We start from the raw sequence: 21,055 nt of genomic DNA, 5'->3' as shown, positions 1-21,055 counted from the left end.
AACAGCACCTGGCTCACGGCACGTACACCCGCGGCACGCGCGCGCCGATGTCGCAGCAGAGCTCTTCGCCGATGGTGCCGATGAGGTCGGCCCATTCGCCGACCGTGAGCTCGCCGCCGGCACCGGTGCCGAACAGGGTCACCTCATCGCCGACCGCGACGGCGTCGTCGCCCACGTCGATCAAGAACTGGTCCATGGCCACGCGGCCGACGATCGGGTAGCGCTTGCCGCCGAGCGCGACGGAGGCACCGACGGCGCCGACGGCGCCGACATCTCCGACCCCGAGCTGCGACGCCCGCGGAATCCCGTCCGCATAGCCGATGGGCACGAGCGCCACCGTCGTCTCCTGCGGAGCCCGCCAGGTGTAGTCGTACGACACCCCGGTGCCTGCCGCGATCCGTTTGACTCGCGCCACCCGGGCGCTGAGCGTCATCACCGGCACGAGGCCGCGATCGGCCGCCGACACCCCGTCCGTGACCGGGATCCCGTACGTGTTCGACCCCATCCGCACCATGTCAAGCCGTAGCTCGGGCCGCTCCATGCCGGCGCTCGAGGCCGTCAGGTGCCGCCGCTCGAACCGCGCGCCCAGCTCGGCGGCGCGCCCGACGGCTTCGGTCAGCGCGACGGCGGCATCGGTGTCCTCCTCGTCGGACGCCTCGGCCAGATGCGAATACACCCCTCGAAGGCGCAGGATGCCACGGCTCGCCAGCTCGACGGCCCGCGTCACGATCGCCTCCCACTCGTCGCTCGTCGCCCCGTCGCGATGCAGGCCGGTGTCGAGGCTCAGGTGCACCAGCCCCGGGAGGTCGACCGGCGTGCCCTCTCCGGCGTCCGGCGCCGCGGCCCGCGCGACCGACGTCACAGCGGTCGCGACGGCGTCCAGCTGCGCCAGGGTCGAGATGCCGAGGTCGATGCGCTCCGACACCGCGCGCTCGAAGGTCTCGGTGGGGGCGTACTGCCAGGCGAACAGGTTGAGCGAGACGCCGGCGGCCCGCAGCTCGTGCGCGTTGGCGAGCTCGAGCACGCCGAGCCACTCGACGCCGGCCTCCGCGGCCGCGTGAGCGATCGGCACGGCGCCGTGGCCGTAGGCGTCGGCCTTGACGATCGCCATCAGCTCGGCGGGCGCAACGACCTCCTGGAGGTGCCGGAGGTTGGCGCGGTAGGCGCCGAGGTCGATCGTGGCGCGGCGCAGCCAGGGCGCCTCGAGTGGCTGGTCGCTCACACGTACCTCCTCGGCAGGCGCGACGAGAGCCGCGCGACGACCTCGTAGTTGATCGTTCCGGTCTCGCGGGCCCACGCGTCGACGGGAGGGTGGCCGGCCTCGGGGTCGCCGAAGAGCACGGCCTGGTCGCCGATCGCCACGCTGTCGCCGACGCCGTCCGCGTCACCCGCGCCGCCGAGGTCGACGGTCATCGCGTTCATCGCAATACGTCCGACGACCGGGCAGAGCCGGCGGCCGACGAGCACGTGTGCGTTGTTGCTGGCGACGCGCTGGATCCCGTCGGCATAGCCGATGGGCAGCAGAGCCAGGGTCGTGTCGTGCGTCGCTCGCCACGTGAAGCCGTACGACGTGCCCTCGCCGGCGGCGACCTTCTTGAGGCCGATCACCGGAACGGTCAGCGTCAGCGACGGTCGCAGGCCCAGGTCTTTCGAGGTGCGGTCGTCGAACGGGCTGAGGCCGTAGGCGGCGAGACCGAGCCGCACCATCGTGATCCTGCTCGACCCGTACGACAGGGCGGCAGCGGAGGCCGCGAGGTGCTGCAACGGCGGCGTGATGCCGCGCTCGATCAGCATGCCGGTGGCCCGCACGAACGCAGCCATCTGGTGGCCGTCCTCCTGGGGCGAGGCGTTCGAGAGATGGCTCATCAGGCCCTCGACGCGCACCGAGTCGGCGAGCTCGGCTGCGCGGTCGAAGAGCGCCCCCCACTCCGACTCGATCGCGCCATTGCGGCTGAGCCCCGTGTCGATGCAGAGGTGCACCGCGGGCACGCCGGCCACGGCGCACGCCTCGAGCTGCGCGAGGTCGGAGACGGCCGGGGTGATGTCGTGCTGCACGGCGCGCTCGAACGTTTCGCCCGGGGCGTGCAACCAGGCCAGGATCGGCACGCTGACGCCAGCCGCACGCAGCGCGGCGGCCTCGGTCAGGTCGACGACGCCCAGCCAGTCGACACCGGCGTCTTCGAAGGCTCGAGCAGCCCCCTCGACTCCGTGGCCGTACGCGTTCGCCTTGACGACGGCCATGACCGCGGCCGACCCGACGGCCGAGCGCAGCACGCCGATGTTGTGACGAAGGGCCGCCGTGTCGACGGTGACGAGGGCTTCGGAGGTCACGAACCGACCTCCGACGAGGCAGGCGGCACGGCTTCGGCGATGACGAAGGCCGTCGCCACCCCGGCGTCGTGGCTCAGCGAAAGGTGAACTTTCGTCACGCCTCGCGACGCGGCCAGCGACGCCGCCCCACCCGACAGCGCCAACGACGGTGCGCGCTGGTCGTCGGCGCCGACGACCATGTCGTGCCAGAACACCCCCTGCGATCCGCCGAGCGCCTTGATCAGCGCCTCCTTCGCGGCGAACCTAGCGGCCAGTGACTCGACCCGGCGTGGCTCGCCGTCTCGCAGAAGCTCGGCCGGGGTGAAGAGCCGCTCACGCAGGGCCGGCGTGCGGACGAGGGATCGACCGAAACGCTCGACGTCGACGACGTCGACTCCGATGCCCACGATGCTCACGTAACCCGGTGCCGCTCTCTTATTCGACCGTGACGGACTTCGCCAGGTTGCGCGGCTGGTCGACGTCGAGGCCCTTGGCGCTGGCGAGCTCCATGCCGAAGATGTGCAGCGGCACGACGCTGAGCAGCGGCTCGAACAGCGGCGAGGCCAGCGGGATGTGCAGCACCTCGTCGGCGAACGGCAGCACCGCGGCGTCGCCCTCTTCGGCGATCGCGATGACCCGGGCGCCGCGAGCGCGGATCTCCTGGATGTTCGAGACGACCTTCGGGTGCAGCGAGCGCGGGTCGCGAGGCGAGGGGACGATCACGAAGACGATCTGGCCCGGCTCGATCAGCGCGATCGGGCCGTGCTTCAGCTCGCCCGCGGCGAAGCCCTCGGCGTGGATGTACGCGAGCTCTTTGAGCTTGAGCGCACCCTCGAGCGCGATCGGATAGCCGACGTGACGGCCCAGGAAGAGCACGGAGCGGGTGTCGGCCATCCAGCCGGCCAGCGTCTTGATCCGGTCGCCCGTCTCGAGCACCCGGCGGATCTTGTCGGGAATGGCCTTGAGGTCGTCGACCTGCTCGGCGATCGCCTCGGTCGACATCGTGCCGCGGATCGTCGCGAGATGCAGGCCCAGCAAGAAGAGCGCGGTGCCCTGCGCGACGAACGCCTTCGTCGACGCGACGGCGACCTCGGGCCCGGCGTGGGTGTAGATGACGGCGTCGCTCTCGCGCGGGATCGTGGCGCCCTGCGTGTTGCAGATCGACAGCACCTGCGCGCCCTGCTCACGGGCGAACTTGACGGCCATCAGAGTGTCCATCGTCTCGCCCGACTGGCTGATCGAGACCACCAGGGTGTGCTCGTCGAGCACCGGGTCGCGATAGCGGAACTCGTGAGCGAGCTCGACCTCGACGGGCAGTCGCGACCACTGCTCGATCGCGTACTTGCCGAGAATGCCCGCGTAGGCGGCCGTGCCGCAGGCGATGATGATGATGCGGTTGACCGTCAGCAGGCGCTCGCGGATCGGCTCGAGATCGTCGAGGTGCACGGCCCCGTCGACGGCGCGACCGAGCAGCGTGTTGGCGACCGCCTCCGGCTCCTCGCTGATCTCTTTCGCCATGAAGCTCGACCAGCCGCCCTTCTCGGCGGCGGCGGCGTCCCAGGTGACCTCGAACTCGCTGGCCTCGACGGGGCGACCGTCGAAGTCGATGACCGACACCCGGTCTGGGGTGATGGTCACGAGCTGATCCTGCCCGATCGCCATGGCGCGGTGCGTGAACTCGATGAAGGCGGCGACGTCGCTGCCGAGGAAGTTCTCGCCGTCGCCCAGGCCGATCACGAGCGGCGAGTTGCGGCGGGCGCCGACGACGACGCCGGGCTGGTCGGCATGCACGACGAGCAGGGTGAAGGCGCCCTCCAGGCGGTTCACGACGGTGCGCAGCGCCTCGGTCAGGTCGCCGGTCTCGCGGTAGGCGCGGGCGACGAGGTGCGCCGCGACCTCGGAGTCGGTCTCGGAGGTGAAGATCGTGCCTTCGAGCAGCAGCTCTTCTTTGAGCTCGGAGAAGTTCTCGATGATGCCGTTGTGGATGAGCGCCAGCCTGCCGCCGTCGGAGAGGTGCGGGTGGGCGTTCTCGTCGGTCGGGCCGCCGTGCGTCGCCCAGCGGGTGTGACCGATGCCGGTGGCGCCGTTCGGCAGCGGCGAGGCCTCGAGATCGTCGACGAGCATCTGGAGCTTGCCGGCCTTCTTGCGCATGCCGAGGTGGCCATCGGGAGCGATGACGGCGATGCCCGCGGAGTCGTAGCCGCGATACTCCAGCCGCTTGAGACCGCCGAGGAGGACCTCGACACTCTTGTCAGAACCGACGTAACCCACGATGCCACACATGCGGGCCAGCCTATTCGACCGAGGCTTGGCGCCTCGTCCGCCTGGCGGTGGATACGCTCTTCCCCATGGCCTCCGACATCGCCGCCCAAGCGAAGCCCGCCCACCCCACCCCGTTCGTCGAGATCGACCGCGCCGCGTGGGCTGCGCTCGCCCCCGTCGCGAAGAACCCGCTGACCGAGAACGAGCTGGTGCAGCTGCGCGGCCTCGGCGACCGGCTCGACCTGCAGGAGGTCAGCGACGTCTACGTGCCGCTCAGCCGTTTGGTCAACCTCTACGCGTCGGGCGCGAGCGATTTGCATCGCCGCACGAGCGATTTCCTGGGCGAGCGCGCGCGTCGCACCCCCTTCGTCATCGGGGTCGCAGGATCAGTGGCGGTCGGCAAGTCGACCGTCTCGCGTCTCCTCCGCGAGCTCCTGTCGAGATGGAGCGACACCCCGCGGGTCGAACTGATCACCACCGACGGCTTCCTCTACCCCAACGCCGAGCTCGAACGCCGCGGCATCATGGACCGCAAGGGCTTCCCCGAGTCGTACGACCGGCGATCGCTCTTGAAGTTCGTCACGAACGTGAAGAGCGGCGCCGGCGAGGTGCGCGCCCCCTTCTATTCGCACATCGAGTACGACATCGTGAAAGACGCCGAGGTCGTCGTGCGCCAGCCCGACATCCTGATCGTCGAGGGCCTCAACGTGTTGCAGCCCGCGACCGGCGGCCGGCTCGCCCTGAGCGACCTCTTCGACTTCACGATCTACGTCGACGCCCGCACGCACGACATCGAGAACTGGTTCGTCGAGCGCTTCCGCAAGCTGCGCGAAGGCGCCTTCAGCGACCGGGCGTCGTTCTTCCACCGCTTCAGCGAGATCCCCGAGGAGACCGCGCTCGGGTTCGCCCACGACGTGTGGCGCACGGTCAACGAACCGAACCTCCGCGAGAACGTCATGCCGACACGATCGCGGGCGACGCTCGTGCTGCGAAAGGGCGCCGACCACAAGGTGTCGAGCGTGCTCCTCCGCAAGATCTAGCCTCTGCCCTTACTGCGCCGTACGTCACCGAACCTTCCTTTTCAGCACGATCCCCACGAATGGGCCGAGAGATCCTGTCGAAGAGGGCGATGCGGAAGTCACGACCGCGCCGCCGGAGAGCCCGAATACCGAATCCTGAAATGCTTGAGTAACATTCAATCTTTTAACTTCCAGTTAAAGATGCAGAACGTTTCTTTCACCCCGCTAATTTGGGGCCAGCTGTAAATCACAGCCCCATAAGGAAGGTGAATCGATTGAAAAACCACGCCTCGACGTAATGCTCGCCGCAACCGCTCTGACGGTCATGCCCATCGCTGGTATTGCCCTCACGAGCGCATCGGCGTCGGCCGCGACTACGGTCAACGTCGCCCACGATGAGGCCGCGAGCATTCCCGGCTCAGGTAATCACAGCGCATCGAGCGACACTCACGACACGCGCTTTTTTGGGGTCGTCAAAGCAGTCGCTCGAGGCTTTACGGCAGCAAAAGCTCCGCAAGCGGCCGGTCGAGTTCTGCAGCAGGCAGGCGTACTCGGCTACTCGTCTACATCGACGGCGTCGAAGGATGTCGAAGCCGCCTTCTTCGATCACTGATTCGCGGTCAGAACGAAATCACACACTCGGCCCCGCATCGCCGCCTCGGCGGTGCGGGGCTCTCGGAGAAATTCATGCCTTTTCAGCGATCTTTGCTAACAGCCGCGTGCCTTTCAGTCGTCACTGCCTTCACGGCGTGCGCTCTGGTGTCGGCAGGACCGACGACTCCAATTACATTTGCCCTTAGCCCGATCGCCGACGCATTAGACCCATACTTCACGCAAAACTGGAACCTATTCGCGCCCGACCCAGTCAGCGAAGACCGCGCGGTCCTTGCGAGAGTTCGATGCGGTAACGAACGAGCGTCAAAGTACTTCGACATCACAAGCCCGGCCACGTCGCTCGTCCAACAGCAACGATTCTTTCCTTCGCGCGAGAGTCGGATCATCAGCAACGGAATCCTCGAACGTTTTTACAAGGACGAAGTCATCGAGAGGCTCGAGGCCAAAGAGCAAGGTGACGCTGCGGTCCGAAAGTTACGGAAAGACGAGCGGCAGGCGCAGCGAAGCGCCGAGTTCGTCCTGGCTCGCTATGCGGCCAGGAAGATCCCTTGTGCCGGGAACTCGAAAAAGATTAGAGCCGTGCAATTGCGCTACGTGTTCTATAAATTTCCTGGATGGTCGCAGCGGACTAATCCTGCCGTGCGGGGGACCACATCGGCCTTCAACTCAAAGTGGATAGACCTATGAGCCTAATAAGCGAGGCCCGCTCGGTATCGGACTGGGTCACATCTCGGCCGCGCGCTGCAGCTGCGACGAGTCTCCTCCGACTGACCATCGGTCTGGTCTCGATTTTTTATTACTCTCGACACTATGCCGACCGAGGCTTGTTCTTTGGACCAGATGGCGTTTACGGCACAGGCATGGTCAGAGCACAGTTGGGGTCCTCGGGCTCATTCAGCATCTATGCCCTGACGCCCTCCCCATTATTTTTCCAAGTAGCTTTTCATCTCGGTTTGGTGATTGCCGTAGCGGTCACCCTGGGAATCGGGGGCCGTCCGATTCTGGCTCTCCACTATGTGTTCCTTTGGTCGCTCTACATGACGAACTCGTCCTTCATGGATGGAGGCGACGCTCTTGTAGCCGCGGCTATCCCATTCCTTCTGTTGACCCGGTGCTACACGAACTTCACACTGAACGGGCTCAGGGTGACGCGTTCAGGTCACGCTCGCCCTGCCGGAGCCCTCATTTCCGCGCTGAACAATACAGGAGTGCTGCTCATCGCCGCACAGCTCTCGATCGTCTACTTGATGGCTGGGCTCTATAAGGTTCAAGGACGGCTTTGGCAGGACGGCACCGCGCTCTATTACATCCTGCGTGTTCCCGAGTTCTTCTGGCCGGGCATCACTCCCTTGGTCTTTTCTCAAGGTTGGCTCCTTGTCATCGGCGCCTACGGTACGGTCCTTGTTTCGATATTCTTTCCTGTCTTGGTCTGGTTTCGCGCCGGCAGGCCAGTCGCCGTTCTCTCGATGGTTGGATTCCACATCGCGATCGGACTCCTCATGGGTTTGACTTCCTTCGCGTTGATCATGATCGCCGCAGACACGGTATTCGTCAGCCAACATGTGGACGGGCTTCGACTAAGAGTTCGTTCCTATGCCAGGCGAACGTCTCAAACGTTCGTTCGATTGTCAGAGTTGATTGTCCGAGGTGGCCGTGTCGTCCCGTGACGCGAGCGTCATTCGGGGTGCGTGGAGGGGCAGCGTCCGCAACGCAAATGGCTGGCAGGAAGTGCGCGATGCCACGAAGCCATACAAACCTGGCGGGCTGATCGAGTGGGGCAGCATCACCAAAGGAGCGACCGCAGCCGCCGTCGAAGCAGCCATCGACGGCGGATTGATCCGGGATGACACACCGGTTTCGGAGATCCTTCCAGAACTCGACATGGCGATCTACACGGTGCGGGATCTGATCGAGCACACGAGCGGCCTGCCGAGAAGTCATGAGGGCATGTCCGGTGGGATCTTCGTCGACCCGTACCAACCGATTGTCGGCGTGACACTGCACCCGCAGGCCTTCCGCCCAACCGGTGCCCCCAAGTTCAGCTATTCAAACCTTGGGTACGCACTTCTGGGGGCCGTGCTGGATCGCACCTCGGGCGACTGGTGGCAGTGGTGCGACGCACATGTCCTGAGCCCCGCCGGAATCGTGTCCGCCACCCTGGCTCCCTCGCTGAGTGCCTGCACGACACCGAAGACATGGCGGGGCAGAGCCGAGAAGCCGTGGCCAATAGGGCAGACCTTGTATGCGCCAGCCGGCGGAATCTGGTCGACGTTCGACGATCTCATCAGGTTTGCCGAATGGTCGCTCGGCGACCGACGCCGACGCACTGGTTGGCGCACGCAAGGTGACGCCATCTGGGTGAATGGGCAGACCCGCAGTAGTGGCGCCTGCATACTCGCCTTTTCTGATGAAAAGTCAGCTTCCCTCGTTCACGCTCTTGCCAAGGGTCCATACGCCGCCGACAAGATCGCGCTGCGACTTCTCCGCAAGGCCTCGCCGCTGTCCCGCGCACGGTGACCACCGCGCCCGCCGAAAGCAGGCATGAGGCCGCCACCTCGAAACGACGGCGCGTCGCGAAAGCGAGCACGCAGAGCACCGCCATCACCGCCGCGAAGCGGACGCCGGTCGCCGACCGGCAGACCAGCCATTCAGCGACGCCCGCCGGGATCGAGATCGCCAGGAAGACCACGACGAAGTAGGCGCTTGTCGCTTTGACGCGCTGATCGTCCGGCGCCGCCGCCGTGATGGCACGCAGCCTAGGTGAAGAGCAGACCCGGCCCCGGCGCCCGAGATGACGCCCGACACGACCAGGATCCACAGGGAGGCCGCCGGCAGGGCGACTGCGAGCAGCGCCATCCCGACGAAAGCAGCACGGCGCCGAGCGCGATCGCGGTCGGCGCGGCAAGCCGGCAGGGTACGATCTGCGCCACGGTCGGCTCCGCCAAGAGCGATGCCGTCACGACGCCGGCCACGAGACCGGGGGGAATGCCGAGCACCCAGCAGATGAAATTCGCCGCGACCGACGAATAGACCCCGGACACCGCGACGCCGGCGATCGCACCGGATCGCAGCCGAGAACACGCAGCGGACCTCTTCGGGTACTCCGGGCCGCCGGAGTCCAAATTGTGCGCACCTCTGCTTCTCGACCATCTCGGGGATCACCAGCAGCGCGAACCCCGCGATGATGGGAGGGATCGCGGTGAGCACGAATGGCCCGCGAGAACTCCGCCTGGAATGCCGGGTGGATCGGCCTGGGGAGAGTCGTTCGCATCATGACCACGGCGAACACGAAGAGAGTGGCCGCGAAGCCGACGGTCGTTGGAGTGCGCGTCGCCGACAAGGTCGCTGCTGTCGTCACTCATCGACCCTACGACGCGGCGAGCCAGTCTGACCCTTTTGTCGCAAAAGTCATTCGAGCCTGGCCTCTCGGAGCGTGCTGACCTCCGAGTGGGTCAGGACGGGCCGGAAAGGTGAGGGCCCGGGCAACTCACGCGGCCGAGCTACCGAGCTGCGACCGCACGACTTCGGCGAGGCTGTGCGCGATGCGATCGGCGTCGGGTTGAGACGCGGCCTCGACCATCACGCGTACCAGCTGCTCGGTGCCCGACGGGCGCAACAGAACACGGCCCGAGTCGCCGAGTTCGGTCTCGGCCTCGGCGACCGCGGCCGCGATGACGGCGTCGCCGACGAGCCCCGATCGGTCGACATCGCGCACGTTGAGCAGCACCTGCGGGAAGACGGTCATGACGCTGGCGAGCTCGGCCAGCGACTTGCCCGTCCGTGCCATCTCGGCGACGAGCGACAGGCCGGTAAGAACGCCGTCGCCGGTGGTCGCGTGCTTCTTGAAGACGATGTGGCCCGACTGCTCACCGCCGAGGCTGAAGTCGTGCGCGTTCATCTCTTCGAGCACGTAGCGGTCGCCGACACCGGTCTCGATCACGGTGATGCCGTGGTCGCGCATGGCGCGCTTGAGGCCGAGGTTCGACATGACGGTCGCCACGAGGGTGTTGTCGTGCAGGTCGCCGCGCTCTTTGAGGGCGACAGCGAGAATGGCCATGATCTGGTCGCCGTCGACGACGTTGCCCTGCGCGTCGACCGCGAGGCAGCGGTCGGCGTCGCCGTCGTGCGCGATACCGACATCGGCGCCGTGCTCGAGCACGGCTCGCGACAGGTTGTCCAGGTGGGTCGAGCCCACGCCGTCGTTGATGTTGATGCCGTCGGGGTCGGCGCCGATCAGCGTGACCTGGGCGCCGAGGTCGGTGAAGACCTCGGGCGACACGGCGGACGCCGCACCGTTGGCGCAGTCGAGCACGACGTGGATGCCGTCGAGACGGCCCGGGACCGCGCCGAGCAGATGCACGACGTAACGGTCTTCGGCATCGGCGAACCGTCGGATCCTGCCCACGTCGCCTCCCACCGGCATGAGCCGCGGGGCGTCCATGGTGGCCTCGATGCGATCTTCGACCTCGTCGGGCAGCTTGGTGCCACCGAAGGCGAAGAACTTGATGCCGTTGTCGGGCGCCGGGTTGTGCGACGCCGAGATCATCACGCCGAAGTCGGCGCCCGAGTCGTCGACCAGAAAGGCCGCAGCGGGCGTCGAGATCACGCCGGCGTCGAGGACGTCGACACCGGAGGATGCGAGCCCGGCTGCCACAGCGGCCGCCAGGAACTCGCCCGAAATACGCGGGTCGCGCGCCAGCACGGCCATGGGGCGTCGGCCCTCACGGCGGCGCGCGTCGGCGTGCTGGCCCTTCGTGAGCACGACCGCACTCGCCTGGGCAAGGCCCAGGGCGAGCGCGGCCGTCAACTCACGGTTGGCAAGGCCCCGAACTCCGTCGGTTCCGAAAAGTCGCGTCATCGCGAAGCCTCGCCGAGTGTTAGCGCTTGGAGAACTGAGGAGCCTTACGGGCCTTCTTGAGGCCGGCCTTCTTGCGCTCCTTGACGCGAGCGTCGCGGCTGAGGAAGCCCGCCTTCTTGAGCTCGGCGCGGTTGTTCTCTTCGTCGATCTCGTTCAGCGTGCGGCTGATGCCGAGACGGAGGGCGCCGGCCTGACCCGAGGGGCCACCGCCGGAGATCTTCGCGACGACGTCGTACGAGCCGAGCAGGTCGAGCACCTTGAACGGGTCGTTGATCAGCTGCTGGTGCAGCTTGTTGGGGAAGTACTCGTCGAGCGCGCGGCCGTTGACGGTGATGACACCGGTGCCGGGCGTGAGGCGCACGCGAGCGATGGCCTGCTTGCGACGGCCGACGGCGCCGCCGCCGACGGTGAGGACGGGGCGGGGGGTTGCAGCCTCGACGGGAGCTGCGCTCTCGGTCGTGAAGCTCTCGGGGGTGGATTCGATGGAATCGGCGATGCTTGCCACTGTAGGGATCCTTAAGTCTTCAGCGGTCGCTACTGGGCGACCTGGTCGAGGGTGTACACCGTGGGCTTCTGCGCGGCGTGAGGGTGCTCGGGGCCCGCGTACACCTTCAGTTTCTGGATCTGGGCGCGGCCCAGCGAGTTCTTCGGCAGCATGCCGCGGATGGCCTTCTCGACGGCACGCGTCGGGTGCTTCTCGAGCATCTCGGAGTAGGTCTGAGCCGTGAGGCCGCCCGGGTAGCCCGAGTGACGGTAGGCCAGCTTCGTCTGCAGCTTCGAGCCGGTCAGCGCGACCTTCTCGGCGTTGATGACGATGACGAAGTCGCCCATGTCCATGTGGGGGGCGAAGGTGGCTTTGTGCTTGCCGCGGAGGAGGGCGGCGACGTGGCTGGCGAGACGGCCGAGGACGATGTCGTTGGCGTCGATGATCAACCACTCCGGCTGGATGTCAGCCGGCTTGGGAGAGAAAGTGCGCGTCACAGTAGTGCTGCTTTCTGGTCGAGGTGAGAGGTTCGTGAATCCCGCTCCGTTGCCGTTCGTGCTGATGACAGCTTCCGCGATGCGGACGAACGAGTCAGGTGGAGGGCTCAACTTCGGGTGAAGCGCGCAGTTGCGCAGACACCAAGGGGATACATTACAGGATCACGAGGCACCCGGCAAACTAGAGCGCCGCGCGCGTGGCCCGGGTCAGCTTCGCTCTCGACTCGAAGTGCTCCTCGTCGGGGTAGGCCACGTGCATCAGCGTGAGACCGTGCGCCTGCGAGACCTTGAACTCGCCATTTCGAAGGCGAGCCTCCTGGATCCTGACCGCGTCCTCGACCGAGAGGCGCCCCTCACCCACGGCGAGCGTCGCGCCCACGAGCGACCGCACCATGCTGTGGCAGAAGGCGTCGGCGCGCACACGGGCCACCAGGATGCCGTCGGGGTCGCGTCGCCAGACGAACTCCTGCAAGGTGCGCACCGTCGTCGCTCCCTCCCGAGGCCTGCAATAGGCGGCCCAGTCGTGCAGCCCCAGCAGCGACAGCGCCGTCGCGTTCATGAGGTCGAGGTCGACGGTGGCGTCGAACCAGAGCGTGTCGTAGCGGCGCACGGGGTGCCGCGGGCCGCTGAGGTCGGAGACGCGGTACTCGTACTCGCGGTAGAGCGCCGAGTAGCGCGCGTCGAACGTCGATGGCACGATCGACGCGTGAGTCACGTGCAGGTCGTCCTCGGCGCCCGCGAGGCCGTTGAGGCGTCGCGTCAGGCGCATGGCGGGCGGGAAGGGCGGGTACTTCGTCCGGTTGCGGTGCGGCACCGACAGGAAGCCGAGCTGCTCGGCCGTGAGGTCGAGGTGAACGACCTGCCCGATCGCGTGCACCCCCGTGTCGGTGCGGCCGGCGACGACGAGCCTCGGGGCCGGCAGGTAGCGCTGCAGGGTCGTGGCGAGGGCCGCGTTCAGCTCGCCCTCGACGGTGCGGAGGCCGGGTTGCTGGCTCCAGCCGTTGAACCGGGTGCCGTCGTACGACACGTCCAATCGGATCCTGGTCACCTCGTCCACCACGGCGCACCAGTCTACCGACTCCCGTTTTACCTATAGGTGCGGCCCTGCCACACGGATATTTCCTGCCGCGAAGGCCGCACCTATAGGTAAAACGGGGGCAGGCCTGCACCCCGGGGTAAAACGAGAGCGAGCCTGCACCCCGCGTGAAACGGGGGCAGGCCTGCACCCCGGGGTGAAACGAGAGCAGGCCCGGCCCCGAAGGGACAGGCCTGCTGGCAGAACGAAGAAGGCTACTTCTCGTCCTTGGGGGTCTCGGTCGTGGCCTCGATGATCGCCTCGTCCGACGCGGTCAACTCGTCGGCCGGCTCGCTCTCGAGCTCGGCGGTCGTCTCCGGGGTCTCGTCGGTGTCGACGGGAGCCTCGGTGGTGGCCTCGATGATCGCCTCGTCGGACGTGGTCAGCTCGTCCGCCGGCTCTTCGAGGAGGGCCTCGGTCGTCGCGGGGACGGCGGCCTTCTTCGACGAGGTGGACGACTTCTTGGTCTTCGGGGTGACGGGCTCGAGCACGAGCTCGATCTGCACCATCGAGGCGTTGTCGCCTTTACGGAAACCGAGCTTGGTGATGCGGGTGTAGCCGCCCTCGCGCAGTTCGAGCAGCGGCGCGACCTCCGAGAACAGGATGTGAGTGGTCTCTTTGTTGCGGAGGATGCTCAGCACGCGACGACGCGAGTGGAGGTCGCCGCGCTTGGCGAACGTGACCAGGCGCTCGGCGACGGGGCGGAGACGCTTGGCCTTCGTCTCGGTCGTCTTGATGCTCTTGTACGTGAACAGCTGACCCGCCATGTTGGCGAGGAGAAGGCGCTCGTGCGCCGGGCCGCCGCCGAGGCGGGCACCCTTGGTGGGCTTGGGCATTGTCTATTCCTAAGTGTGTGAGTGGATACGGCGAGAAGAGCCAGGAGACCTAGTTGGTCTCCTCCTCGTCGTAGCCGCTGTAGAAGTGGGCGCCGTCGAACCCGGGCACGGTGTCTTTCAGCGAGAGGCCGAGCTCGACGAGCTTGTCCTTCACCTCGTCGACCGACTTCTGACCGAAGTTGCGGATGTTCATCAGCTGCGTCTCGGAGAGAGCGACCAGCTCGGAGACCGTGTTGATGCCCTCGCGCTTGAGGCAGTTGTAGCTGCGCACCGAGAGGTCGAGGTCTTCGATCGGGGTCTGCAGCTCGCTCGAGAGGACGGCGTCGACCGGCGCCGGGCCGATCTCGATGCCCTCGGCGGCGGTGTTCAGCTCGCGAGCGAGACCGAACAGCTCGGTCAGCGTGCGGCCGGCCGAAGCGATGGCGTCGCGGGGGCTGATGGCGGGCTTGGTCTCGACGTCGACCACGAGGCGGTCGAAGTCGGTGCGCTCACCGGCGCGGGTCGCCTCGACGCGGTACGTGACCTTGAGGACCGGCGAGTAGATCGAGTCGATCGGGATCTGACCGGCCTCGGAGAACTCCGAGCGGTTCTGCACGGCCGACACGTAGCCGCGGCCACGCTCGATCGTGAGCTCGAGCTCGAACTTCGCCTTGTCGTTCAGCGTCGCGATGACCAGTTCGGGGTTGTGCACCTCGACACCGGCGGGGACCGAGATGTCGGCGGCGGTGACCTGACCGGCGCCCTGCTTGCGCAGGTAGGCGGTGATCGGCTCGTCGTGCTCGCTCGAGACGACGAGGCTCTTGATGTTCAGGATGACCTCGGTGACATCTTCTTTGACACCGGGGACCGTCGTGAACTCGTGGAGCACGCCGTCGATGCGGATGCTGGTGACAGCGGCTCCGGGGATCGAGGAGAGCAGGGTGCGACGCATCGAGTTGCCGAGCGTGTAGCCGAAGCCTGGCTCGAGGGGCTCGATCACGAAGCGGGAGCGGAACTCCGAGATGTTCTCCTCGGTGAGAGTGGGGCGCTGTGCAATGAGCACTGTGGATTCCTTTCGGCGAAGAGCCCTGCATATGACTCTTGGCGGTACGACTGGGTGGCTGTCAGTCGGTCTGTTGAGTTATGAGAAAGGGAGCGGCGGACGCGAGAGGCGTCGTGGCCGCGGCCGTGCTGTCGAGCACTGCGATGAACGCCGTAACCCCCGGGCCTGCTTTCGCGGGCCCGGGGTCACGGGGACTCAACTGACTAGACGCGACGGCGCTTCGGCGGGCGGCACCCGTTGTGCGCCTGCGGGGTGACGTCGTTGATCGAGCCCACCTCGAGGCCGGCGGCCTGGAGCGAGCGGATCGCGGTCTCGCGGCCCGAGCCCGGGCCCTTCACGAACACGTCGACCTTCTTGACGCCGTGCTCCTGCGCCTGACGCGCAGCCGACTCGGCGGCGAGCTGCGCCGCGAACGGGGTCGACTTGCGCGAGCCCTTGAAGCCGACGGCGCCGGACGAAGCCCAGCTCAGCACAGCACCCGAGGGGTCGGTGATCGAAACGATGGTGTTGTTGAACGTCGACTTGATGTGGGCCTGGCCCACGGCGATGTTCTTCTTCTCTTTACGGCGGGGCTTACGCGCGGCCGACTTCGGTGCTGCCAATTTTTTCTCCTACAACCTTGGATGGCGACGGCGGAAGCCGGGCCTATCGAGCCTTCTTCTTGCCGGCGACCGTGCGCTTCGGGCCCTTGCGGGTGCGAGCGTTGGTCTTGGTGCGCTGGCCGCGGACGGGCAGGCCACGACGGTGGCGGATGCCCTCGTAGGAGCCGATCTCGACCTTGCGGCGGATGTCGGCGGCGACCTCGCGGCGGAGGTCACCCTCAACCTTGTAGTTGCCTTCGATGTAGTCGCGGAGCAGGACGAGCTGGTCGTCGCTCAGGTCTTTGACGCGGATGTTGCCGTCGATCGAGGTATCGGCGAGAGTCTTGAGCGCGCGCGTGCGGCCGACTCCGTAGATGTAGGTCAGTGCGACTTCCACGCGCTTGTCGCGCGGGATGTCAACGCCTGCTAGACGTGCCATTGTGGCTTCTCCTTGAGAGATGGTGGAGGTGTGTCACAGCACCGGTGCCAGGGCCTCCGCCCTGGGTGTCCCCACCCGTGCTCTCGCACGGGCGGATCTGGTGCTGCTTGGGGTGTTGCTCGTGACCTGAGGTCGGCGGCCCGAAGGCCGGCCGACTAACCCTGGCGCTGCTTGTGGCGCGGGTTGCTGTTGCAGATCACCATGACGCGACCGTTGCGGCGAATCACCTTGCAGTGCTCGCAGATGCGCTTGACGCTGGGCTTGACCTTCATGTTGCTTCCTTTTGACTCGCTGGCCTCGTGCCCGACGGGTGCGTCGGGCCGTTCCTTTCCAGCACATGTTGTCTTTCGACAACACAACCTGCCTTCCGGCGGCCCTGCCTCGCGGCGGGGCTGCCGAGCGCAAGCCCTACTTGTAGCGGTAGACGATCCGGCCGCGGGTCAGGTCGTAGGGGCTGAGTTCGACGATCACACGGTCTTCGGGCAGGATGCGGATGTAGTGCTGACGCATCTTTCCGGAGATGTGGGCGAGAACTTTGTGTCCGTTGCTCAGCTCAACGCGAAACATCGCATTGGGCAGCGCTTCGACCACTGCGCCTTCGATTTCGATGACACCGTCTTTTTTGGCCATAGCCTCACTGTCGCTAAAAATTGGTTGTGCTGGTCTTGCGGGGATCGGTGTCCTGCCCAAGGGCTTGACCACTGGGGGAACGCACAGAGACGTCCCAGGACACCAAGGATCGATCTTATTCGATTGCGCTATGGTTTGCCAACCCGGCAGGTCAACTCGACACGCCGATGTCCTCTTGCAAGTCGTGTCGACTCGCCGCCGGAACGAAAGGGAGCCTCTGTGCCCGGAGAACGCTCGCGCCTCAGGAGCGCCGACCACCACTCGCTCGCCCGCCATGGTCGATTGCGCCGCCACAAACCCGCCCGCTTCGTAGGCCTCCTCGCCGCTGTCACCGCGGCCGTGCTCGTCGTCAGCGCCGGTTCGGTGGCGGCTATCGCCGTCGGCACCGTCAAGAGCGACATCAAGAGCGTCTCGATCGGAGCCAAAGACGACAAGATCGCCGAGCACACCTCGATCGGCGCGATCGCGGGCGGGGCGAACATCCTGTTGGCGGGCAGCGACACCCGAGTCGACCAGACGCAGGTGCAGGCCGGGGTGGCCGACGGAAGCCGCAACGACGTCACGATCCTGATCCACATCTCGGCCGATCACAAACACATGACCGCCGTCAGCTTCCCTCGCGACCTCATGGTCGACACCCCGTCGTGCACCGGAAACGGGGGCGCGACATACCCCGCACAGACTTATGTGCAATTTAACACCACATTGGGAGAAGGCCTCGGCTGCACGGTCGCGACCGTCGAGTCGATGACCGGCCTGACCATCCCCTACGCGGCCGAGATCACCTTCGACGGCGTCATCGAGATGTCGAACGCCCTGGGCGGTGTCAACGTCTGCGTGGCCTCCCCCATCGACGACCCGTACACCGGCCTGAACCTCTCGGCGGGCACCCACACGCTCCTCGGCCTCCAGGCCCTCGAGTTCCTCCGCACCCGCCACGGCGTCGGCGACGGCAGCGACCTCGCGCGCATCTCGTCGCAGCAGGTCTTCCTGGCGGCGATGATGCGCAAGATCGTCTCGGCCGGCACGCTCTCGAGCCCCCTGAAGCTCTACGGCCTCGCCTCCGCGGCGGTAAAGAACATGACACTCTCGACCAGCCTCGCCAACACCTCGACACTCATCGAGCTCGGGCTGGCCATGAAGAGCGTCAGTCTCTCCAACGCCCTGTTCGTGCAGTATCCGTCGATGACCGACCCGACGGACGTCGAACGCGTCGTGCCCGACACGACCGATGCGGCGATCCTGAACGCCGATCTGAAGTCGGACACGCAGTTCACGCTGGGCGCCGACAGCCTCGGCCGTGCGTCGACCACGGAGGGCTCGACGAGCACCGGGTCCACGGGCACAGGATCAACGGGCACCGGATCAACGGGCACCGGCACGGCCACGACCCCGGCCACGACGCCTGCAACGGGCACGTCGGGCACCAGCGCGGCGACGCCCACCCCGACGCCGACAGCGCTGCCCTCGACGATCACCGGGCAGGCGGCCTCCGAGCAGACCTGCTCGGCCGGCAACGGCTAGCCGCCCTCCCCGCAGCCGCCCCTACCGCTTCGGCACGCTCTGCCCGTCGTGACAGGCCGGACGAGCCGAGAAGGTCAGGGGGAGACTCAGGGCAGCGGGACGGGGCGGATGCCGAGGGCGGCGAGCCCGGAGGCGCCGCCGTCGGCCGCGGTCAGCACCCAGATGCCACCCTCGTGGACGGCGATGGAGTGCTCCCAGTGGGCGGCGTCCGAGCCGTCGGCCGTCGTGACCGTCCACTCGTCATCCTGCGTGATCGTGTCGATACCACCGGCGGTGACCATCGGCTCGATGGCGACGACGAGGCCCGGCTTGACCGTCGGGCCGTTGCCGCGCACTCGGTAATTGAACACGGGCGGGTCTTCGTGCATGTCGCGCCCGATTCCGTGGCCCACGTAGTCTTCGAGGATTCCGTAGTCGCCCTGCGACTCGATGAACTCTTCGATGGCGGCGCCGACCTGGTTCAGGTGGCGCGCTGAAGCGAGGGCGGCGATGCCGTGCCAGAGCGACTGCTCGGTGACCTCGTTGAGACGCCTGCGTGTCTCGTCGAGGGCAGGATCCGCGCCACCCGGCACGACGAACGTGCGGGCGCTGTCGCCGTTCCAGCCCTCGAACTGGGCGCCCGAGTCGATGGAGACGATGTCGCCGGCCTCGATCACCCGGCCGCCGGGGATCCCGTGCACGACGTCGCTGTTGACCGACGCGCACACGGTGTGGAAGTAGCCGGGCACGAGCTTGAAGTTGGGCTCACCGCCACCCTCGACGATCGCCTTCTCGGCGAGGGCATCGAGCTCACCGGTCGTGATGCCGGGGCGGATCGCCGCGGCCACCACGTCGAGCGACGCCGCGGTCAGGAGACCGGGCGCGACCATGAGTCGCATCTCTTCGGGCGTCTTGTAGATGCCCGATCGTCGGAAGGCCACCGCGCTCTCGCTGCTGCCGCGGCTCAGGCGGCGGCCGTGGGGCGGATGCCCCGCGAAGCCAGGGCATCGTCGATGCGGCCGGCGACCTCGTCGACACTGCCGAGGCCGTCGACCTCGAGCACCAGCTCGCGCTCACCGTAGGCGTCGATCAGGGGGCCGGTCTCGCGCAGGTAGACCTCCTGGCGGTGCCGGATGGCCTCTTCGGTGTCGTCGCTGCGACCCTGCTCGACGGCGCGCTTGCGCAGGCGCTCGACGATCTCGTCCTGGTCGGCGACGAGCTGCACGACGGCGGTGAGCTGCTCGCCCTTCGACTCGAGCAGCGCGTCGAGGAAGGCGACCTGGTCGTTCGTGCGGGGGTAGCCGTCGAGGAGGAAGCCGCCCTCCGCGTCGGGCTGCGCGAGACGATCCTGGATCAGCTCGTTGGTCAGCGAGTCGGGCACGTAGTCTCCCGCATCGAGGATGGCCTTCACCTTGACGCCGAGGGGTGTCTCGTTCTTGACGTTGGCACGGAAGATGTCGCCCGTCGAGATCGCGGGGATGCCGTAGCTCTCGGCGATCCTGACGGCCTGCGTGCCCTTGCCGGCCCCGGGAGGGCCGACGATGAGCAGACGAGCACCCTGGTCGGCGGCCGCGCTCATCGGAGGAGACCCTCGTAGTGGCGCTGCTGCAGCTGGGAATCGACCTGCTTCACGGTCTCGAGACCGACCCCGACGATGATCAGGATGCTGGCACCACCGAAGGGGAAGTTCTGGTTGGCGCCGACCGTCGCGAGAGCGATCAGCGGGATGAGCGCGACGAGGCCGAGGTAGAGCGACCCGGGCAGGGTGACTCGCGTCAGCACGTAGTCGAGGTAGTCGGCGGTGGGGCGGCCGGCACGGATGCCGGGAATGAACCCGCCGTACTTCTTCATGTTGTCGGCGACCTCTTCGGGGTTGAAGGTGATCGCGACGTAGAAGTAGGTGAAGCCGATGATGAGCAGGAAGTAGAGCACCATGTAGAACGGCTCGTCACCCGACACCAGGTTGGCCTGGATCCAGCTGACCCACGCCGCAGGCGCCGACCCGTTTGACGGGGTGTTGAACTGCGCGACCAGAGCCGGCAGGTAGAGCAGCGACGAGGCGAAGATGACGGGCACGACGCCGGCCATGTTGACCTTGATGGGTATGTACGTGTTGTTGCCGCCGTACGTTCGCCGCCCGACCATTCGTTTGGCGTATTGCACCGGTATTCGTCTCTGCGATTGTTCGACGAAAACGACCAACCCCATGATGATGATTCCGATGGCGATCACGCCCAGGAAGATCTCGAAGCTCTTGGCCTGCTTGATGGCCCAGAGGGCGGTGGGGAACTTGGCGGCGATCGACGTGAAGATCAGCAGCGACATTCCGTTGCCGATGCCGCGCTCGGTGATGAGCTCGCCCATCCACATGATGAGGCCGGTGCCGGCGGTCATGGTGATGACCATCAGCAGGATCGCGTACCAGGCGTTGTTCGAGATCAGCGAGTTGCACTCGGAGACGGTCGACGAGCCGAACAGCGCACCCGAGCGGGCGACCGTGATCAGCGTGGTGGACTGCAGGATGCCGAGAGCGATGGTCAGGTAGCGCGTGTACTGCGTCAGCTTGGCCTGGCCCGACTGGCCCTCTTTGTAGAGAGCGTCGAAGTGCGGGATGACCACGCGGAGCAGCTGCACGATGATCGACGACGTGATGTAGGGCATGATGCCCAGCGCGAAGATCGACAGCTGGAGGAGCGCGCCACCCGAGAACAGGTTGACGAGCTCGTAGAGGCCCGACGTCGACTGGTTGCCCGACAGGCAGGCCTGCACGTTGCTGTAGTCGACGAATGGGGCCGGGATGTACGACCCCAGCCGGAAGAGCGCGATGAGGCCGAGTGTGAACCCGATCTTTCGACGAAGGTCGGGCGTGCGGAAAATTCTCGCAACTGCTCTGAACACGGTGGC

At 66.6% G+C, this 21,055-nt stretch carries 25 protein-coding genes; 8 read left to right on the top strand and 17 right to left on the bottom strand.

Going from position 1 to position 21,055, the window contains the following annotated elements; genetic code table 11:
• Positions 1 to 13 precede the first annotated feature (13 nt).
• The 4 genes from alr (AX769_RS06225) to glmS are packed head-to-tail and all read right to left on the bottom strand — an operon-like array spanning position 14 to position 4,593.
• The gene (alr, locus tag AX769_RS06225; protein WP_066277171.1) at positions 14 to 1,222 is read right to left on the bottom strand and encodes an alanine racemase; all 1,209 of its coding nucleotides are present in this window, start codon (positions 1,220 to 1,222) and stop codon (positions 14 to 16) included.
• Entirely contained in the window at positions 1,219 to 2,331 is a 1,113-nt protein-coding gene (alr, locus tag AX769_RS06220; protein ID WP_066277168.1) for an alanine racemase, read from the bottom strand. The genes alr (AX769_RS06225) and alr (AX769_RS06220) overlap by 4 nt, the downstream gene beginning before the upstream one ends.
• Positions 2,328 to 2,726 carry a holo-ACP synthase gene (locus tag AX769_RS06215; protein WP_239451956.1) on the bottom strand — a complete coding sequence of 133 codons (399 nt, stop codon included), beginning with the start codon at positions 2,724 to 2,726 and terminating at the stop codon, positions 2,328 to 2,330. Before AX769_RS06215 ends, alr (AX769_RS06220) begins: the two co-directional genes overlap by 4 nt.
• Positions 2,727 to 2,745: 19 nt before the next feature.
• On the bottom strand, positions 2,746 to 4,593 hold the full coding sequence (gene glmS / locus AX769_RS06210; protein WP_066277164.1) for a glutamine--fructose-6-phosphate transaminase (isomerizing): 1,848 nt from the start codon (positions 4,591 to 4,593) through the stop codon (positions 2,746 to 2,748).
• 65 nt (positions 4,594 to 4,658) lie between these two features.
• Here glmS and coaA point away from each other — a divergent pair, with 65 nt between their 5' ends.
• From coaA to AX769_RS06185, 7 genes are all read left to right on the top strand, one after another.
• Positions 4,659 to 5,612: a type I pantothenate kinase gene (gene coaA / locus AX769_RS06205; protein ID WP_066277161.1), complete on the top strand. Its 954-nt coding sequence runs from the start codon at positions 4,659 to 4,661 to the stop codon at positions 5,610 to 5,612.
• 277 nt (positions 5,613 to 5,889) lie between these two features.
• Positions 5,890 to 6,204 carry a hypothetical protein gene (locus AX769_RS23770; RefSeq protein WP_157887485.1) on the top strand — a complete coding sequence of 105 codons (315 nt, stop codon included), beginning with the start codon at positions 5,890 to 5,892 and terminating at the stop codon, positions 6,202 to 6,204.
• A gap of 74 nt (positions 6,205 to 6,278) precedes the next feature.
• Entirely contained in the window at positions 6,279 to 6,893 is a 615-nt protein-coding gene (locus AX769_RS23765) for a DUF5819 family protein (protein ID WP_157887484.1), read from the top strand.
• Positions 6,894 to 7,066: 173 nt separating this feature from the next.
• On the top strand, positions 7,067 to 7,873 hold the full coding sequence (locus AX769_RS06200; protein ID WP_066277158.1) for an HTTM domain-containing protein: 807 nt from the start codon (positions 7,067 to 7,069) through the stop codon (positions 7,871 to 7,873).
• Positions 7,874 to 7,934: 61 nt separating this feature from the next.
• Positions 7,935 to 8,723 (top strand): serine hydrolase, encoded by a 789-nt coding sequence (locus tag AX769_RS06195; RefSeq protein WP_157887483.1) that lies wholly within the window; start codon positions 7,935 to 7,937, stop codon positions 8,721 to 8,723.
• A complete protein-coding gene (locus AX769_RS06190; protein ID WP_066277152.1) occupies positions 8,720 to 8,905 on the top strand; it encodes a hypothetical protein in 186 nt (61 codons plus the stop codon). Before AX769_RS06195 ends, AX769_RS06190 begins: the two co-directional genes overlap by 4 nt.
• Positions 8,906 to 8,966: 61 nt before the next feature.
• Positions 8,967 to 9,236: a hypothetical protein gene (locus tag AX769_RS06185; RefSeq protein WP_066277150.1), complete on the top strand. Its 270-nt coding sequence runs from the start codon at positions 8,967 to 8,969 to the stop codon at positions 9,234 to 9,236.
• A gap of 457 nt (positions 9,237 to 9,693) precedes the next feature.
• Here the strand turns inward: AX769_RS06185 and glmM are convergent, their stop codons facing one another.
• The 10 genes from glmM to infA form a co-directional block, all read right to left on the bottom strand.
• Positions 9,694 to 11,064, bottom strand: a complete 1,371-nt coding sequence (glmM, locus tag AX769_RS06180; protein WP_066277148.1) for a phosphoglucosamine mutase — start codon at positions 11,062 to 11,064, stop codon at positions 9,694 to 9,696.
• 19 nt (positions 11,065 to 11,083) lie between these two features.
• On the bottom strand, positions 11,084 to 11,569 hold the full coding sequence (rpsI, locus tag AX769_RS06175; RefSeq protein WP_066277146.1) for a 30S ribosomal protein S9: 486 nt from the start codon (positions 11,567 to 11,569) through the stop codon (positions 11,084 to 11,086).
• Between the two features lie 29 nt (positions 11,570 to 11,598).
• A complete protein-coding gene (gene rplM, locus AX769_RS06170; RefSeq protein WP_066277139.1) occupies positions 11,599 to 12,045 on the bottom strand; it encodes a 50S ribosomal protein L13 in 447 nt (148 codons plus the stop codon).
• Positions 12,046 to 12,226: 181 nt separating this feature from the next.
• Positions 12,227 to 13,105 carry a tRNA pseudouridine(38-40) synthase TruA gene (locus tag AX769_RS06165; RefSeq protein ID WP_066277137.1) on the bottom strand — a complete coding sequence of 293 codons (879 nt, stop codon included), beginning with the start codon at positions 13,103 to 13,105 and terminating at the stop codon, positions 12,227 to 12,229.
• A gap of 230 nt (positions 13,106 to 13,335) precedes the next feature.
• A complete protein-coding gene (gene rplQ, locus AX769_RS06160; protein ID WP_066277134.1) occupies positions 13,336 to 13,956 on the bottom strand; it encodes a 50S ribosomal protein L17 in 621 nt (206 codons plus the stop codon).
• A 49-nt stretch (positions 13,957 to 14,005) separates the two neighbouring features.
• The gene (locus AX769_RS06155) at positions 14,006 to 14,998 is read right to left on the bottom strand and encodes a DNA-directed RNA polymerase subunit alpha (RefSeq protein ID WP_066277132.1); all 993 of its coding nucleotides are present in this window, start codon (positions 14,996 to 14,998) and stop codon (positions 14,006 to 14,008) included.
• Positions 14,999 to 15,201: 203 nt separating this feature from the next.
• Complete coding sequence (gene rpsK, locus AX769_RS06150; protein WP_066277130.1) at positions 15,202 to 15,600, bottom strand: 30S ribosomal protein S11; 399 nt, start codon at positions 15,598 to 15,600, stop codon at positions 15,202 to 15,204.
• 43 nt (positions 15,601 to 15,643) lie between these two features.
• Positions 15,644 to 16,018 (bottom strand): 30S ribosomal protein S13, encoded by a 375-nt coding sequence (gene rpsM / locus AX769_RS06145; RefSeq protein ID WP_066277124.1) that lies wholly within the window; start codon positions 16,016 to 16,018, stop codon positions 15,644 to 15,646.
• A gap of 155 nt (positions 16,019 to 16,173) precedes the next feature.
• Positions 16,174 to 16,290 carry a 50S ribosomal protein L36 gene (gene rpmJ, locus AX769_RS06140; protein ID WP_055965025.1) on the bottom strand — a complete coding sequence of 39 codons (117 nt, stop codon included), beginning with the start codon at positions 16,288 to 16,290 and terminating at the stop codon, positions 16,174 to 16,176.
• A 136-nt stretch (positions 16,291 to 16,426) separates the two neighbouring features.
• Complete coding sequence (infA, locus tag AX769_RS06135) at positions 16,427 to 16,648, bottom strand: translation initiation factor IF-1 (RefSeq protein ID WP_055965022.1); 222 nt, start codon at positions 16,646 to 16,648, stop codon at positions 16,427 to 16,429.
• 219 nt (positions 16,649 to 16,867) lie between these two features.
• Here infA and AX769_RS06130 point away from each other — a divergent pair, with 219 nt between their 5' ends.
• The gene (locus AX769_RS06130) at positions 16,868 to 18,172 is read left to right on the top strand and encodes an LCP family protein (protein WP_066277122.1); all 1,305 of its coding nucleotides are present in this window, start codon (positions 16,868 to 16,870) and stop codon (positions 18,170 to 18,172) included.
• A gap of 86 nt (positions 18,173 to 18,258) precedes the next feature.
• On the opposite strand, the gene map is transcribed toward AX769_RS06130, so the two are convergent.
• From map to secY, 3 genes are read right to left on the bottom strand one after another with little or no spacing between them, the layout of a single operon-like run.
• Positions 18,259 to 19,092, bottom strand: coding sequence for a type I methionyl aminopeptidase (map, locus tag AX769_RS06125; protein ID WP_066277120.1), 834 nt, complete (start codon positions 19,090 to 19,092; stop codon positions 18,259 to 18,261).
• Between the two features lie 23 nt (positions 19,093 to 19,115).
• Entirely contained in the window at positions 19,116 to 19,730 is a 615-nt protein-coding gene (locus tag AX769_RS06120) for an adenylate kinase (protein WP_204249329.1), read from the bottom strand.
• Positions 19,727 to 21,049, bottom strand: coding sequence for a preprotein translocase subunit SecY (gene secY / locus AX769_RS06115; protein WP_066277118.1), 1,323 nt, complete (start codon positions 21,047 to 21,049; stop codon positions 19,727 to 19,729). Before secY ends, AX769_RS06120 begins: the two co-directional genes overlap by 4 nt.
• Positions 21,050 to 21,055 lie beyond the last annotated feature (6 nt).

The organism is Frondihabitans sp. PAMC 28766, assembly GCF_001577365.1.
Lineage (GTDB): Bacteria > Actinomycetota > Actinomycetes > Actinomycetales > Microbacteriaceae > Frondihabitans.
Note: the sequence above shows the minus strand (reverse complement) of the source record. Positions and strands in the feature narration are given on the sequence as shown.